Genomic DNA, 15,583 nt, shown 5'->3' with positions numbered 1-15,583 from the left:
GGAGCTTCCGGCGCCTTGCGATCGCACGCACCAGACGCCGCGAGCCGATCGGACTCCACTTTTGTTCGGAGCTCTAAGGCGCCCGGCCCCCCACCACGACAAGGGGATTGATCCGCCGCGCCTCCTCCCCGTGCCGCCGGGCCGACGCCGACAACCCCAGCGCCCGCTCGATCTCCGCCCGGTGGCGCATGTACACCGCCGACCGCACCGCACCACCCCGCGCAGGATCCGTCGCCCGCCTCGCGTACTCCAGCGCCTCCTCGTCCGCGCCCGCGCGGTGCAGCGCCCACCCCAACGCGTCGGCGACCCGCAGTCCCGGCTGCCGAGCCCACTCCGCGCGCAGCAGGCGCACCGCCTTCCGCGGATCGCCGTGGTCCGCCTCCAGCGCGCCGAGGACGAGCGCCTCGTTCACCCCGGCGGAGGCGGACCGCCGGACCAGCTCCCGCACCACCGCGTACTGCCTCGCCGCCTGCCCGGTCCGCCCCAGCGACTCGTACAACTCGCCCAACTCCAGGGCCACTCGGGCCGATGGTCGCAGGGTGAGTGCCGCCCGGTACGCCCGCACCCCCTCGGCCGTCCTCCCCACCGCCGCCAGCACCCGCCCACGCCCCGCGAGCGCGTCGGCGGCGCCGGCGTCGGCCCGGGTCGCCGCCGTGAAGTAGCGCAACGCCGCACCCGGCTCGCCCCGCTCCCAGGCCAACTCCCCGGCCCGCACCCACAAGGCGGCCTCCTGCGCCGGCGGCCCCGCGGCCGCCGCCGCGTCGGCGAGCGTGGCGGCCGCGTCCTCGGGCCGGCCCTGGTCCCAGTACACGCGGGCGGCCCACGCCTGGGCGGCCGGGCCCGAGTCGGCTTCGAGGAGCCGCTCCAGGGTGCCGCGCACGGCCTTGTGGCGGCCGAGCCCGTCGTACGCGTCGAGGAGCAGCGCGTACGAGGTCCAGCGCCCCGGCGACTGGGCCACGGCCCGCTCGCCCCACCGCCGCGCCGCCGGGAAGTCGCGCCGGGCGTTCGCGAGCGCGGCCATGCCGTCGAGCGCGTCGGCGTTGCCGCGTGGGCGCAGCCGCAGCGAGGCGCGCAGGGCCCGCTCGGCCCTCGGGTAGTCGGTGACACGCCCCGTCCGCCTGGCCCGCTCGACATACGCCGCCCCCAGCACCGCCCACGCCTCGCCGTCCCGGGGCCGCGCCGCCACCCGCTCCTCCCGGTCGGTGACGAGCACCGCCAGTTCCTCCGCCCCGACCGGCGCCCCGGCCGCCAGCATCCCGGCCCCCGCCCGGGCCCGTACCTCCGCCACCACCGGCCCCCGCGCCCCCGCGCGCGCCTCGGCCCCCGGCGCACCCGCGATCCGCGCCCCTCGCCCCGCGCCTCCGCCGTCCCGCCCGGCCGTCCCGTCGCCGCCCCCGTCCGACGCCAGGACCACCAGCCCGCCCCCGAGGACGAAGCACCCCACGACCGCCCCGACCACCCGCCGGCCACGCCACCGCGTCACCCGGACGGTCCCCTCGCCCCGCGACCGTGCCGGCCGGAGCGCGTAGCCGACCCGCCACCACGCCGCCCGGCCCGCCCCGTCGCCCCGCCCCCGGGCCGCCTCCGGCACCACCGACTCCTCGTTCCGTACACCGCTCATGCCGATCACTGTGCGTCGGCGCGGCGACCACATCCCGTACCCGGCGGCTCGCGGCGACGGCCTTCACACCGATGGCCGCGAGTGCGAACCTGTGATCATGAGCCGTATCGAAGCCCCGCGCGACGAAGCGACCGGCAACCTCGTCGACCGACTGCTCGGCGGCCTGCCGCCGGAGGCCGTGCTCACCGACCCGGACGTCACGGCCTCGTACGCGAACGACATGGCGAGCTTCTGCGAGGCCGGTGCCCCGGCGGTCGTGGTGCTGCCGCGGACGGTCGAGCAGGTGCAGCACGTGATGCGCACCGCCACCGAGCTGCGCGTCCCGGTGGTCCCGCAGGGCGCCCGCACGGGCCTGTCCGGCGGGGCCAACGCCTCCGAGGGCTGCGTCGTGCTGTCCCTCACCAAGATGGACCGGATCCTGGAGATCAACCCCGTGGACCGGATCGCGGTCGTCGAGCCGGGCGTCGTCAACGCCACCCTCTCCCGCGCGGTCGACGAACACGGGCTGTACTACCCGCCGGACCCCTCCAGCTGGGAGATGTGCACCATCGGCGGCAACATCGGCACCGCCTCCGGCGGCCTGTGCTGCGTGAAGTACGGGGTCACCGCCGAGTACGTCCTCGGCCTGGACGTCGTGCTCGCCGACGGGCGGCTGATGTCGACCGGCAGGCGCACCGCCAAGGGCGTCGCGGGGTACGACCTCACGCGGCTCTTCGTCGGGTCGGAGGGCTCGCTCGGCATCGTCGTCCGCGCGGTCCTGGCCCTCAAGCCGCGACCGCCCCGGCAACTGGTGCTCGCCGCGGAGTTCGCGTCGGCGGCGGCCGCCTGCGACGCGGTGTGCCGGATCATGGCCGGCGGGCACGTCCCCTCCCTGCTCGAGCTGATGGACAGGACGACGGTGAAGGCCGTCAACGACCTCGGCAACATGGGCCTGCCGGAGACCACGGAGGCGCTGCTGCTGGCCGCCTTCGACACCCCCGACCCGGCGGCCGACCTCGCCGCGGTGGCCGGGCTGTGCGAGGCCGCGGGCGCCACCCAGGTCGTACCGGCGGACGACGCGGCGGAGTCCGAACTGCTGCTCCAGGCGCGGCGGATGTCGCTCACCGCGCTGGAGGCGGTCAAGGGCACCACGATGATCGACGACGTGTGCGTGCCGCGCTCCCGGCTCGGCGAGATGCTCGACGGGGTGGAGCGCATCGCCGAGAACTACGGCCTGACCATCGGGGTCTGCGCGCACGCCGGCGACGGCAACACGCACCCCACCGTCTGCTTCGACGCGACGGACCCCGACGAGTCCCGGCGCGCCCGCGAGTCCTTCGACGAGATCATGGCCCTCGGCCTGGAACTCGGCGGCACCATCACCGGCGAGCACGGCGTGGGCATCCTGAAGAAGGAGTGGCTGGCGCGGGAGATCGGCCCGGTGGGCATGGAGATGCAGCGGGGGGTGAAGGCCGTCTTCGACCCGCTGAACATCCTCAACCCCGGCAAGCTGTTCTGAGACAGCCGCCTCAACGGGCGAGCAGTTCGGCCAGCCCGTCGTCGATCCGCAGCATCCCGGACTCCGAGCCCGGCGGCACGATCCGCAGCGTGCGCTCCAGCCAGGCCGACACGGCGGCGGCCGGTGCCTCCACCAGTGCGTCCCCGTCCGGCGATCCGAGCGCCATCAGCACGGCGCTGCGGCCCGCCGCCTTCGTCGGCCACACCCGCACGTCCCCGCCCCCGCACGGCCGGAACACCCCCTCCACCAGCAGCTCCCGCGCGAACGCCCAGTGCACCGGGCGCTCGGAGTCGATGTGGAAGGTGATGTGGACGGCGTACGGGTCGTCGTCGCGATAACCCAGCTTGGCCGGTACGGGGATGCTCTGTTCGGGCGACAGGACGAGCCGGAGCTCCAGCTCGCGTTCCACGACGGTGTGCCTCATGGTGCTCATTCCTCCCCGGGACGGGCCCCGGATGCGGCCCCGGCCGAGTGAGCGGGGAGAGCGGGCCCCGATTCATGACGCGGTTCCGCGGAACTTCTTCCGGCGACCGGGCCGACGGGGGTCACCAGGCGCCCGCCCACGCCGGTCACGGGCCGGCCGGGCGTCGGTCCCCCCGGCGTCCGCCCACCGGCGTCCGGCCCGCGCGGAGCCGGCGGCCCGTAGCAGATCCGTGCTCGAAAGGGGCGGGTCCGGCGGCAGGGGTCATACGACTTGCCCCCGTCTGATAGATGTGGTTGCCCCCTCATCAACCCCCGAGCAGATACGGGACGACGGACATGAGCGCCCCAACCCCGGCCCCCGGCGACGACAGGCCCCGCGAAGGGTATTACCCGGACCCGTCCATTCCTGGATATGTCCGGTACTGGAACGGCGCCGCCTGGGTGCCGGGTACGAGCCGGCCGGCGCCCAGCGACGGCGCACCACTCGCTCCGCCACCCGGCCCCTCCGCCGCCGTGGAGGAGACGGGCCCGCACTTCTTCGACGAGGACCCCGGTCCCGTCGACCCGGGCGCGTCCGCCGGCCGGCCGTCCGCCGGCTCCCTGCACGGCAACCGCCCCGAGCCCGCCACCGCGTGGGGCGCCGACCGCTCCCGGCAGACCGGCTTCGGCGGCGACAAGGACCGCCGGGTCTCCTGGGGCTCGCCCCAGCCCGCGACCCCGATCGCCCAGGGCCCCGACCCGCGGGTCCCGCTCGCGGCCGAAGCGGGCGACCAGACGGGCGAGTCCGGGCCCACGGCGAGCACGGACGGCTCCACGACGATCCCGCCGGCGGACGACGACACCGGCGTGCCCGAGGGCACGGTGGTCTTCCGCCGCCCCGGCACCGGCGCGGACGGGGGCACCGAGCCGTCGCGGCCCGACGGCGCCATGATGTTCGGCACGAACTCCCCGGGCGCGGGCCAACAGGAAGGCGCGGGCCGACCGGGCGCCGGCCCGGCCCCCGGTGTCTTCGGCGCGCCGCTGACCAGCGCCCAGGTCGCCGCCCAGCAGGCGCTCGGGCTCGCCCCGCAGGCATCGTCCACGACCGCACCGCCGACCCCCGCCACCACGCCCACGCCGCCCTCCGGACCACAACAGGGCCCGCAGGCCGCCCCCACTCCGCGGACGCCCGCCGCGTCCCCGGGGGAGGCCGCCTCCTTCGGCCCGACCGCGCCGCCGCCACGGCAGCCGCCGCAACCCGCGGTCGGGGGCTCGTTCGCCCAGACGCCGCAGGTCCCGCAGACGGGACAGCCCGCCGCGGGCCTGCCCCAGCAGCCCGTCGCCTCCCGGCAGTCGACCGAAACCCCCATGGCCGTCGGGGCGGGTGGCGGACAGCCCTCCTGGGCCCAGCAGGTGCACCGGCTGGCCGGCGGGGAGAGCGGGCAGCCGGTCGCGCCGTGGAAGCCGGTGGTGGAGGACCCGTTCCAGGCGGCCGCCCGACGGCAGGCGGAGGCCAGACCCGCCGGGCTCGGCAGGCGGCTGGTGGCGCGGCTCGTGGACAGCGCGGTCGTCGGTTCCGTCACAGCCGTGGCAGCCGTCCCGTTCGGCACCAGGGCGCTCGACCACATCAACGAGAAGATCGACGCGGCCAGACTCTCCGGCGAGAAGGTCACCGTCTGGCTGCTCGACGGCACGACCTCGGTGTACCTGGGCATCATCCTGGGCGTCCTGTTCGTCGTCAGCGCCCTCTACGAGGTGCTGCCCACCGCCAAGTGGGGCCGCACCCTGGGCAAGAAGCTGCTCGGCCTGGACGTCCGGGACATCGAGGGCCACGAACCCCCGTCACTCGGCGGGTCCCTGCGCCGGTGGCTCGCCCACACCGTCCCCGGCCTGCTCGGCATCGGTGTCATCGGCGTCCTGTGGTGTGTGTTCGACAAGCCGTGGCACCAGTGCTGGCACGACAAGGCGGCCCACACGTTCGTCGCCGCCGAGTAGCCGTACTTCGGACGGCGTTTCGGACGGCGTTTCGGACGGCGTTTCGGACGGCGTTTCGGACGGTGCTTCGGACGGCGTCGCGGCGTCTGGCGGACACTCCCCGGCCTTACTCCGGACGGCCCCGCGCCGGATGCGGAGCCGGGGGGTTCGCGGTCGACTCGGGCCATGAGCACCGAACCGCCGCCCTTCGGCTCCGGTCAGTCCCCGGACGACGACCCGTTCAAAAAGCAGCCCCCGCCGGAGCAGGGCGGCGGCTCCCCGTACGGCACCCCGCCCGGGCAGTCTCCGTACGGGCACGAGCCGCCGCCCTACGGCGGCGGGCCCCTCGGGGGCGACCCCTACGGAGGCGGAGCCTTCCCCAACGACCCGCTCATGGGGATGCCGCCGCTCGCCGACAGCGGCAAGCGGGTGCTCGCGCGCCTCATCGACATGATCCTCGTGGGCATCGTGGTGGGCCTGCTGGCGTGGGCCTTCAGGATCAGCCAGTACACGGTCGACACGGACGACATCGAGTTCGGCAGGTCACTGGGCCAGGAGGCGCTCGCCGCGGTCCTCTACATCGCGTACGACACGTTCCTCACGGTCAGGAACGGCCAGACCCTCGGCAAGCGGCTGATGAAGCTGAGGGTGGCGAACCTCAACGACGGTTCCACGCCCTCGACGCAGACCGCGCTGCTGCGCGCGGCGGTGCTGTGGATCCCCTTCGCCTTCTGCTGCGCCTGCGTCTGGACGGCGATCGCGGGCGGCTGGAGCTTCTTCGACAAGCCCTACAAGCAGGGTCTGCACGACAAGGCGGCCAAGACGGTGGTGGTCAGCACGGAGTGAGGCGGCGCCGCACGGCGAGAACGGCGGGTCCGTGGAGCACGGGCCCGCCGTCACGTTGGCGCGCGGCGTCTCGGTGAGCCGCCGGGAGGGGTCAGGAAGCCGTCGGCTCGTGCACCTGTTCCCGCTCCCGCTCCCGCACCGGCTTGGCCGCCGCGACGGCGGGGACGGGAGCCGGCGCCTGGACCCGGTTCGCGGCGGTGACCGTGACGGCCCTCGCGGAGGCCGGCCCGGGCTGCGGCACGGTCAGGGAGACGAGCAGACCGAGAGCGAGGGAGGAGACGGCGATCACCGCGATCCCCACGCCGGAACTCGTCTGTGACAGCAGCAGCATGGCGAGGGTGGACAGGATCACGGTGCAGGAGCCGTAGGCGAGCTGTGCGGTCGTCGGACGAGGCATGGCAATCGTGTCCTCGGGTGGGGTCTCCCCGTGCCTCTCGCGCTGAGGGGAGGTTACGGATACGAATCAAAGGTGAAGCAGTGCTGTCGGCTTGGCTTCCACCGACGTCCGGCGCTCCGCCAATCGACTCTATTCGCCAGGGTGCCCGAGGGGAACGACGGGTAAGCGTGACCTGACCCACGGGGGCGGGGCACAGGGGGCGCACCGAGTCATGAGGTCCACGAAGTGGACGCATATGCGCGCCGGTTGGCGGGGGCACATAACGTCCGCATAACGAACAAGCGCTTCCCCTGGACGGCGTTAGCGCCTTGATCTGTGCAAGTCAAGATCTGTTTTTTCTTTCGAAACTCCAGTCGAATGTCGTCACTTGACTACACGCGTATACCGCGCGCGGACTTCCTCCACGACCAGGACATCCCCTCCGCGCGGACGGGCGCGGGGGAGGACCTCAAGTGACCAGTAGACCCTGGACGTTCAGGGCGGCGGCGATCAGCGTCGCCATGGCGACGGCCGCGGCCACCTTCTCGACCTACGCGATGGCGCAGGACGGGGACGGCAAGTCGGCAGCCGCCGCGAACCGCCACGACCCGGCGGACCACGCCGGGCACGGCGAGCACGACCATGACCTCGAAGGCCCCATGAGCAAGACTCAGGAGGCCCAGCGCGAGGAAGCTCTCAAGCAGGTCATATCCGGCGACGCCACGGTCAAGAACCGTGACGGCTCGAAGGTCGTGAAGCTCAAGAGCAAGAAGGGCCAGAGCAAGTACGTCGAGCTCGGCCGCGAGAAGACCGACAAGATCTTCACGATCCTCGTCGAGTTCGGCGACCAGATCGACAGCCGCTACGGCGGCACGCCCGGCCCGCTGCACAACAAGATCGCCAAGCCGAACCGCAAGAAGGACAACTCCACGGCTTGGAAGGCGGACTACAACCGCAAGCACTTCCAGGACATGTACTTCGGCACCGGCAAGAAGACCGAGTCGATGAAGAAGTACTACGAGAAGCAGTCCTCGGGCCGCTACTCGATCGACGGCACGGTCTCGGACTGGGTCAAGGTCCCCTACAACGAGGCCCGCTACGGCAACAACAAGTGCGGCCAGTCGAACTGCACCAGCGTGTGGAACGTCGTCAGCGACGGCCTGACCTCCTGGGTCGCCCAGCAGAAGGCGGCCGGGCGCACCGACGCGCAGATCAAGGCCGAGGTCGCCAAGTACGACAAGTGGGACCGTTACGACTTCGACGGCGACGGCGACTTCAACGAGCCCGACGGCTACATCGACCACTTCCAGATCGTGCACGCCGGTGAGGACGAGTCCGCCGGCGGCGGCGCGCAGGGCACGGACGCCATCTGGGCCCACCGCTGGTACGCGTTCGGCACCGACGCCGGTGTGAGCGGCCCCGAGGGCAACAAGCTCGGTGGCGCGAAGATCGGTGACACGGGCATCTGGGTCGGCGACTACACCATCCAGCCGGAGAACGGCGGCCTCGGTGTCTTCGCCCACGAGTACGGCCACGACCTCGGTCTGCCGGACCACTACGACACCACCGGCAACGGCGACAACTCCACCGGTTTCTGGACGCTGATGTCGTCCGGCTCCTGGCTCGGCACCGGCAAGAACGAGATCGGTGACCTGCCCGGTGACATGACCGCCTGGGACAAGCTGCAGCTGGGCTGGCTCAACTTCGACACCGCCAAGGCCGGCAAGCAGTCCACGCACAAGCTGGGCCTCGCCGCGTACAACACCTGGGACAAGCAGGCCCTCGTGGTCGAGCTGCCCCAGAAGAAGGTCACCACCGAGATCGTCGAGCCCGCCGAGGGTGCCGGTCAGTGGTGGAGCGGCAGCGGTGACAACCTCTCCAACACCCTGACCCGTTCCGTGGACCTCACGGGCAAGTCGTCGGCCGCGCTCACCCTCGACGGCTGGTTCGACATCGAGGCCGAGTACGACTACCTCTACACCGAGGTGTCGACGGACGGCGGCGCCAACTGGACCGCGGTCGACGGCACGGTGGACGGTGCGGCGATCCCGAAGGACGCCAGCGGCAAGCCCGCGCTGACCGGTTCCTCCGGCACGTACAAGAAGCTCTCGTACTCGCTGGACGCCTACGCGGGCAAGAAGTTCGACCTGCGCTTCCGCTACCAGACGGACGGCGGCGTGGCCCCCAAGGGCTTCGCGGCGGACCGCATCTCCGTGGTCGCCGACGGCGGCGCCCTGTTCACCGACAACGCGGAGAGCACGGACGCGGCCTGGGCCGCGAAGGGCTTCTCCCGTATCGGCGCGTCCATCACGGACGACTACGCCCAGTACTACATCGCGGAGAACCGCCAGTACGTCTCGTACGACAAGACCCTCAAGGTCGGCCCGTACAACTTCGGCTTCTCGACCACGCGTCCGGACTGGGTGGAGCACTACCCGTACCAGAACGGTCTGCTGATCTGGAAGTGGGACACCTCGCAGGCGGACAACAACACCAGCACCCACCCGGGTGTCGGTCTGCTCCTCCCGATCGACTCCCACCCGAAGGCGCTCAAGTGGGCCGACGGGACGCTGATGCGCAACCGGATCCAGGCGTACGACTCGCCGTTCAGCCTGTACCGCACCGACGGCCTCAAGCTGCACAAGGCCGACGTGCTCACCAAGATCCCGTCGTCGAAGGGTGTGTCGACGTTCAACGACCACACCAACAACTACTACGACGAGACGAACCCGACGGGCGGTGTCAAGATCACTGACACCAACACCAAGATCAAGATCGTCAAGGAGGCCAAGGACGGCTCCACGATCTCGCTCCTGGTCGGCCCCGCGGTGAAGTAACCAGCATTTCCGCAGGTCAGACCATGTCCGGCCGCGACCCCCTTGGCGGGTCGCGGCCGGACGTGTTTAGGTGCGTGCTGTGGCCCTCTTATTGACACCGACGCGCACGGGGGAGTGACCTGCATGGCCGCAGGAGGTTTCTGCAAGCTGCCGGACGGCAATGTCGTCGTCGCCCTGAACCTGCCGGCACCGGCCCCCCGGGAGTCCGTCCCGGCCGCTCCGACCACGCTGACGGCGACGTCCGCGGGGGTCGCGCGGCCCTCGGACGCGGGGCGCGCCGGCGCCCTGTCCCCGGGCTCCCCGGCCGCCCTGGCGGGCGGCTCGGCCGAGGCGCGGACCGGGGGCTCTGCGGCGGACGACGGCTCGGTGCGGGTGCTGGTGCTGGCCGCGAACCGGGCCCGTGCCCTCACCCGGCTGCGCAACCTGGGGCTGCGCGCGATCTACCTCCGCGGCAACGCGGCGCCTCCTACTCCGGACGAGATCACGGCGGTGCTGCACCACCCCGACGGGCTCATATGGCGCACGTCGGCCGTCTGCCCCACGTCCACGACCCCGGAGCTCTGGCACCCTATCCGAGCGCTTCTGAGGAGGCCCCGGGCACACGCCTGAGCCTCCGGGCGCGGGGATCACGCGGCTCACACCACCGGCGCGCGGGCACCGTGCGGTCCACGCCGGCGGTGCGGGGGCATCGTGCGGTCCACGCCGGCGGTGCGGGGGCATCGTGCGGTCCACGCCGGCGGTGCGGGGGCATCGTGCGGTCCACGCCGGCGGTGCGCTGTACCGGGCGGTCCACACCACCCGCGTGACGGCGCGCGCGGCTCACACCACCGGCTTGCCCGTGAGCTCCACGCCCGCCTCGCGCAGCTCCTCCAGTGCCCGCTCGGTCGTCTCCTCGGCGACGCCCGCGGTCAGGTCCAGCAGGACCTGGGTGCGGAAGCCCGCTCTCGCGGCGTCCAGCGCGGTGGCCCGTACGCAGTGGTCGGTGGCGATGCCGACCACGTCGACCTCGTCGATGTCGCGGGCGCGCAGCCAGTCGGCCAGGGAGACGCCGTTCTCGTCGGCGCCCTCGAAACCGCTGTACGCGGCGGCGTACGCGCCCTTGTCGAAGACGGCGTCGACCGCGCCGGAGGCGATCGCGGGGGCGAAGTTCGGGTGGAAGCCGACGCCCTCGGTGCCGGCGACGCAGTGCGCCGGCCAGGAGTGGACGTAGTCGGGGTTGTCGGCGAAGTGGCCGCCGGGGGCGATGTGGTGGTCGCGGGTGGCCACCACATGCCGGTAGCCGGGGCCGGCCGCCTGGCCGATCAGCTCGGTGATGGCGGCGGCCACATCGGCACCGCCGGCCACCGCGAGGCTGCCCCCCTCGCAGAAGTCGTTCTGCACGTCAACGACGATCAAGGCGCGGCGCATGGTGTCGGTGTCCTTCGACTCTTCGACGCTGGGTCGGTATGGGGTGGGTTTCCTGACGCGGGGAGCGTGCGGGCCCGGCCGGTCTGCTGGTCCACGAACTTCCGAGCCTAGAGACTTCCGGAGGTGTTCGGGAGGGGGCATCCCGCGCTCGGCCGAAGCGCGGGCCGGGGCACGGACCGAACAAGCGGCGCTGACCGGCTCACACCAGGGCATCTTCGGGCGCCCCCGCACCCGCCCGCTCCGGGCGTGCGCCCGCACCCGCACGGACCCGCTCCACTCGTCCGACGGCCCCCGGCCTGTCCCGTCCGCCCCCTCAGGCGTACTCCGTCGGGAGCACCGGCTCCCCGCGCGACAGCTGGGTCGCGGACAGCGGCAGCCTCGCGCGGGCGGCCGTGTGGCGGTCCCGTACGACGTCGAGGGGCTCGCGGGCGAGGACACGGCCGTCCCTGATCAGCGGGACCAGGAGCTGGTGCTCCTCCAGCTCCGGCGGGACCGGCCCGGTGCCGACGACCTCGGCCTCGGCGACCCCCTGCTCGTCCATGCGCCGGGCCGCCCACTTGCGGCCCCCGACGGACGTCTTGCCGCCGCTGGACTTCTTCGCCACCGGCACCAGCGGGGCCGTGGGGTCGGCGGACTCCGCCCGGGCCACCAGCTTGTAGACCATCGAGGCGGTCGGGTGCCCGGAGCCGGTCACCAGCTGGGTGCCCACCCCGTACGCGTCCACGGGGGCCGCCGCGAGCGAGGCGATCGCGTACTCGTCGAGGTCGGAGGTCACGATGATCCGGGTGTCGGTCGCCCCCAGCTCGTCCAGCTGCTGACGCACCCGGTGGGCCACCAGCAGCAGGTCACCGGAGTCGATGCGGACCGCGCCGAGCTCGGGGCCGGCGATCTCCACGGCCGTCCGTACGGCCTCGGCGACGTCGTACGTGTCGACCAGCAGCGTGGTGTTCCGGCCGAGGGAGTCCACCTGGGCCTGGAAGGCGTCCCGCTCCCGGTCGTGGAGCAGGGTGAAGGCATGGGCGGAGGTGCCGACCGTCGGGATGCCGTAGCGGAAGCCCGCCGCCAGGTCGGAGGTGGAGGTGAAACCGCCGACGTACGCGGCGCGCGAGGCGGCCACCGCGGCCAGCTCGTGGGTGCGCCGGGCGCCCATCTCGATCAGCGGGCGCTCCCCGGCGGCGCTGGACATCCGGGACGCGGCGGCCGCGATCGCCGAGTCGTGGTTGAGGATGGACAGGATCACGGTCTCCAGGAGCACGCACTCCGCGAAGGTGCCCTCGACCCGCATGATCGGCGAGCCGGGGAAGTACACCTCGCCCTCCCGGTAGCCCCAGACGTCGCCGCCGAAGCGGTAGCCGGCCAGCCAGTCGAGGGTCTCCGCGTCGATGACGGAGCGCTCGCGCAGGAAGCCGAGGACGCCGGGGTCGAAGCGGAAGTTCTCCACCGCGTCCAGCACCCGGCCGGTGCCCGCCACCACGCCGTACCGCCGCCCCTCCGGCAGCCGCCGCGTGAAGACCTCGAACACCGACCGCCGCTCGGCCGTCCCCGCCTTCAGGGCGGCCTGGAGCATCGTGAGTTCGTAGTGGTCCGTGAAGAGCGCGGTCGAGGGGACATCCACCGGCAAACCAAGGTCCGCTGTGTTCATGGCAGGGATCGTACCCCCATCTCGTCAATCTGACGATTTCCGGTCCGATTTCTGACGGACCGTCCGTCGCACGGGTCCCCGTTTGTGCGAGGACCCCCCTGTGGTGGCAGCATGGGCCGTGTGACGGCAGCCGCACCCATGGAGATCGAGAAGACCGAATCGGCGGAGGAGGTCTTCGCCGTACCCGAACCCGACGTGCCGTGGGTGACGATCGTCCACAACGACCCGGTGAACCTCATGAGCTACGTGACCTATGTCTTCCAGGCCTATTTCGGGTACTCGAAGGACAAGGCCACCAAGCTCATGCTCGACGTCCACCACAAGGGTCGCGCGGTCGTCTCCAGCGGAACGCGCGAGGAGATGGAGCGCGACGTGCAGGCCATGCACGGCTACGGTCTGTGGGCCACGCTCCAGCAGGACCGCAAGTAGCCACGGGCGGCAGCCGCAGGCCGGAAGCCCCGGCCTGACGTAACAGGACCGGAGTGAACGACCTTCCCGATGCCAGGAACCTTCGAACCGCTTCCCGGCGGCGGCGCGGCCGTCGCGCTCGACGAGGTCGAGATCTCCATCATCCGTTCGCTGGCGGTCCAGCTGCTGGAGCTGATCGGTCCGGGCCCCGCGGAGGACGCCCCCGACGACCCGCTCGCCGAGCTGTTCGCCGAGGGGCCGAGCGAGCCCCCCAAGGACCCCGTCCTCCGGCGGCTCTTCCCGGACGCCTACAGCGACCCGGAAGGCACCCCGACGGCCGAGGAGGCCGAGGAGCAGCGGGCGTACTCCTCCGAGTTCCGGCGCTTCACCGAGAACGACCTGCGGGCCGCCAAGCGTGACAACGCCCTCGCGGTCATCCACTCCCTGGACGGGCTGTCGGCGACCGGTGAGCGCGCGGCCGTGCTCGAACTGTCGGCGGACGACTCCCGGCGGTGGCTCGGCTGCCTCAACGACCTGCGCCTCGCCATCGGGTCCCGGCTCGACGTCGTCGACGAGGAGGACACCGACCTCCTCTACCGGCTGCCGGACGAGGACCCGCGCAAGCCGATGGTGATGGCCTACCTGTGGCTCGGGGGACTCCAGGAGACGCTGATCGCCACGCTGATGCCCTGACCGCCGGGACGCCGTCGGCAACGGAACTCCGGGTTCCATCCGGACGCCCTCCGGGTTCGCTTCCTGTTCGCTCAGAGGACACTCAAATCCGGATAACGATCGTGTCACCACAGCGGTGAGGGATGCCCTCAAGGGTGTTCTTTGTCCGCTTCTTCCTGTGTTGTGCGCCACAAAACGCCACGTGGATCAAGATTGCGGCCGTGATAAATCTTCACGACCGCCCGGCGACGCCACCCTTGTCCGCCGGGTGCGCCACCAGCCGACGACCGTCGGCCAGGCACGAGCGAATCAGCTCAGCTCCATCACATCCGGGGGGATCGGAACCCGATCCGGGGTCGACGAACGGCTCGGATCGGCCCAGCGTGGAGAAAGGCGCACAACACACATGACCTCCGCTCAGGTCGACAACAACGGCAAGGACGCCGTGCGCGGCGAGGCCTCCGAAGAGGGGTACGAGCGCGGACTCGGCAGCCGCCAGGTCCAGATGATCGCGATCGGCGGCGCCATCGGCGTCGGGCTCTTCCTCAACGCCGGTGCGAACATCGCCAAGGCCGGACCGAGCCTCATCCTGATGTACGCCATCGCCGGCGTCATCATCTTCTTCATCATGCGGGCGCTCGGCGAGCTGCTCCTCTACCGCCCGGTCTCGGGGTCCTTCGCGGAGTACTCCCGCGAGTTCCTCGGCCCGTTCTTCGGCTATTTCACCGGCTGGACGTACTGGCTGCTGTGGGTCGTCACCGGCATGGCGGAGCTGACCGCCGCCGCGATCTACATCAACTACTGGTTCCCGGAGATCCCGCAGTGGGTCTCGGCGCTGGTCTTCCTGGTCATCCTGTTCGTGGCCAACCTGATCTCGGTGAAGCTGTTCGGCGAGATCGAGTTCTGGTTCTCGATGATCAAGGTCACCGCCATCATCGGCATGATCGTGATCGGCCTCGGCGTCCTCACCTTCGGCTTCAGCGCCGCCGGTGACACCGCCGCCGTCTCCAACCTCTGGGCCTTCGACGGCTTCTTCCCCAAGGGCATCGGCTCCTCCCTGATGACCCTCCAGGGCGTGATGTTCGCCTACCTCGCCGTCGAGCTGGTCGGCGTCACCGCGGGCGAGTCCGAGAACCCGGAGAAGACCCTCCCCAAGGCGATCAACACCCTGCCCTGGCGTATCGCGCTGTTCTACGTCGGCGCCCTCACCGTCATCCTCTGCGTGGTGAAGTGGACCGAGTTCGCGCCGGGCGTGAGCCCGTTCGTCGCCGCCTTCGCGAAGATCGGCATCCCGGCGGGCGCCGCGATCGTCAACTTCGTGGTGCTGACGGCGGCCCTCTCCTCCTGCAACTCCGGCATGTACTCCACGGGCCGCATGCTGCGCACCCTGGCCGACAGCGGTGAGGCCCCCAAGGCCTTCAACAAGCTGTCCGTCACCAAGACGCCCGCGCTCGCCATCGGGGTCTCCGTGCTCTTCATGGGCATCGGTGTGGTCCTCAACTACGTCGTCCCCGACAAGGCCTTCGAGTACGTCGTCTCCGTCGCCACCGGCGCCGGCATCTGGACCTGGCTGATGATCCTGGTCAGCCACGTCCGCTACCGCCGCGCGGTCGACGCGGGCCGCCTGCCCGCCTCCTCCTTCCCCGCCCCGGGCGGCGCGACGGGCAGCTGGATCGCCATCGTCTTCCTCCTCTTCGTCACCTGCCTCATCGCCTACGACCACGAGGCCCGCGTCAGCCTCTACGTCATGGCAGGCTGGGCGGCCGCCCTCGGCATCGGCTGGCTGGTGCTGAAGTCCCGCAACCCCGAGGTCACGGCCCGCCGCGACCCGGACCTGGAGAAGGTCGGCTGACCGCTCCCCGACGGAGGCCCGCCGGCCTCCTGCCCGGCATGTGGGCCG

At 71.8% G+C, this 15,583-nt stretch carries 13 protein-coding genes; 8 read left to right on the top strand and 5 right to left on the bottom strand.

Going from position 1 to position 15,583, the window contains the following annotated elements:
- Nucleotides 1-73 precede the first annotated feature (73 nt).
- Nucleotides 74-1,621, bottom strand: coding sequence for a tetratricopeptide repeat protein (locus tag AC067N_RS08865; protein WP_478678180.1), 1,548 nt, complete (start codon nt 1,619-1,621; stop codon nt 74-76).
- A 91-nt stretch (nt 1,622-1,712) separates the two neighbouring features.
- Here AC067N_RS08865 and AC067N_RS08860 point away from each other — a divergent pair, with 91 nt between their 5' ends.
- Nucleotides 1,713-3,119 carry an FAD-binding oxidoreductase gene (locus tag AC067N_RS08860; protein WP_478678308.1) on the top strand — a complete coding sequence of 469 codons (1,407 nt, stop codon included), beginning with the start codon at nt 1,713-1,715 and terminating at the stop codon, nt 3,117-3,119.
- Between the two features lie 10 nt (nt 3,120-3,129).
- Here AC067N_RS08860 and AC067N_RS08855 read toward each other — a convergent pair whose 3' ends face one another.
- A complete protein-coding gene (locus AC067N_RS08855) occupies nt 3,130-3,543 on the bottom strand; it encodes an SsgA family sporulation/cell division regulator (protein WP_478678179.1) in 414 nt (137 codons plus the stop codon).
- A 335-nt stretch (nt 3,544-3,878) separates the two neighbouring features.
- Between AC067N_RS08855 and AC067N_RS08850 the strand changes: the two genes are divergently transcribed.
- Nucleotides 3,879-5,516 (top strand): RDD family protein, encoded by a 1,638-nt coding sequence (locus AC067N_RS08850; RefSeq protein WP_478678178.1) that lies wholly within the window; start codon nt 3,879-3,881, stop codon nt 5,514-5,516.
- 165 nt (nt 5,517-5,681) lie between these two features.
- Nucleotides 5,682-6,341, top strand: a complete 660-nt coding sequence (locus tag AC067N_RS08845; RefSeq protein WP_478678177.1) for an RDD family protein — start codon at nt 5,682-5,684, stop codon at nt 6,339-6,341.
- 91 nt (nt 6,342-6,432) lie between these two features.
- Here AC067N_RS08845 and AC067N_RS08840 read toward each other — a convergent pair whose 3' ends face one another.
- A complete protein-coding gene (locus AC067N_RS08840) occupies nt 6,433-6,738 on the bottom strand; it encodes a hypothetical protein (RefSeq protein WP_478678176.1) in 306 nt (101 codons plus the stop codon).
- 452 nt (nt 6,739-7,190) lie between these two features.
- On the opposite strand from AC067N_RS08840, the gene AC067N_RS08835 reads away from it, so the two are divergent.
- Both AC067N_RS08835 and AC067N_RS08830 read left to right on the top strand, forming a co-directional pair.
- Nucleotides 7,191-9,554, top strand: coding sequence for an immune inhibitor A domain-containing protein (locus AC067N_RS08835; RefSeq protein WP_478678175.1), 2,364 nt, complete (start codon nt 7,191-7,193; stop codon nt 9,552-9,554).
- Nucleotides 9,555-9,863: 309 nt separating this feature from the next.
- Nucleotides 9,864-10,163 carry a hypothetical protein gene (locus AC067N_RS08830; protein ID WP_478678307.1) on the top strand — a complete coding sequence of 100 codons (300 nt, stop codon included), beginning with the start codon at nt 9,864-9,866 and terminating at the stop codon, nt 10,161-10,163.
- A gap of 210 nt (nt 10,164-10,373) precedes the next feature.
- Here the strand turns inward: AC067N_RS08830 and AC067N_RS08825 are convergent, their stop codons facing one another.
- Both AC067N_RS08825 and AC067N_RS08820 read right to left on the bottom strand, forming a co-directional pair.
- On the bottom strand, nt 10,374-10,961 hold the full coding sequence (locus tag AC067N_RS08825; protein ID WP_055541411.1) for an isochorismatase family protein: 588 nt from the start codon (nt 10,959-10,961) through the stop codon (nt 10,374-10,376).
- A 313-nt stretch (nt 10,962-11,274) separates the two neighbouring features.
- Nucleotides 11,275-12,603 (bottom strand): nicotinate phosphoribosyltransferase, encoded by a 1,329-nt coding sequence (locus tag AC067N_RS08820; RefSeq protein WP_478678174.1) that lies wholly within the window; start codon nt 12,601-12,603, stop codon nt 11,275-11,277.
- A 111-nt stretch (nt 12,604-12,714) separates the two neighbouring features.
- On the opposite strand from AC067N_RS08820, the gene clpS reads away from it, so the two are divergent.
- The 3 genes from clpS (at nt 12,715) to AC067N_RS08805 (ending at nt 15,535) form a co-directional block, all read left to right on the top strand.
- Nucleotides 12,715-13,032 carry an ATP-dependent Clp protease adapter ClpS gene (gene clpS, locus AC067N_RS08815; RefSeq protein WP_055520955.1) on the top strand — a complete coding sequence of 106 codons (318 nt, stop codon included), beginning with the start codon at nt 12,715-12,717 and terminating at the stop codon, nt 13,030-13,032.
- Between the two features lie 69 nt (nt 13,033-13,101).
- The gene (locus AC067N_RS08810) at nt 13,102-13,704 is read left to right on the top strand and encodes a DUF2017 domain-containing protein (protein WP_478678173.1); all 603 of its coding nucleotides are present in this window, start codon (nt 13,102-13,104) and stop codon (nt 13,702-13,704) included.
- Between the two features lie 385 nt (nt 13,705-14,089).
- Entirely contained in the window at nt 14,090-15,535 is a 1,446-nt protein-coding gene (locus AC067N_RS08805; RefSeq protein WP_478678172.1) for an amino acid permease, read from the top strand.
- The last annotated feature ends 48 nt before the right edge of the window (nt 15,536-15,583 follow it).

Source organism: Streptomyces sp. NPDC042364 (genome assembly GCF_056437585.1).
The sequence above is the reverse complement of the archived record's forward strand: the minus strand, read 5'-3'. Positions and strand labels throughout refer to the sequence as shown.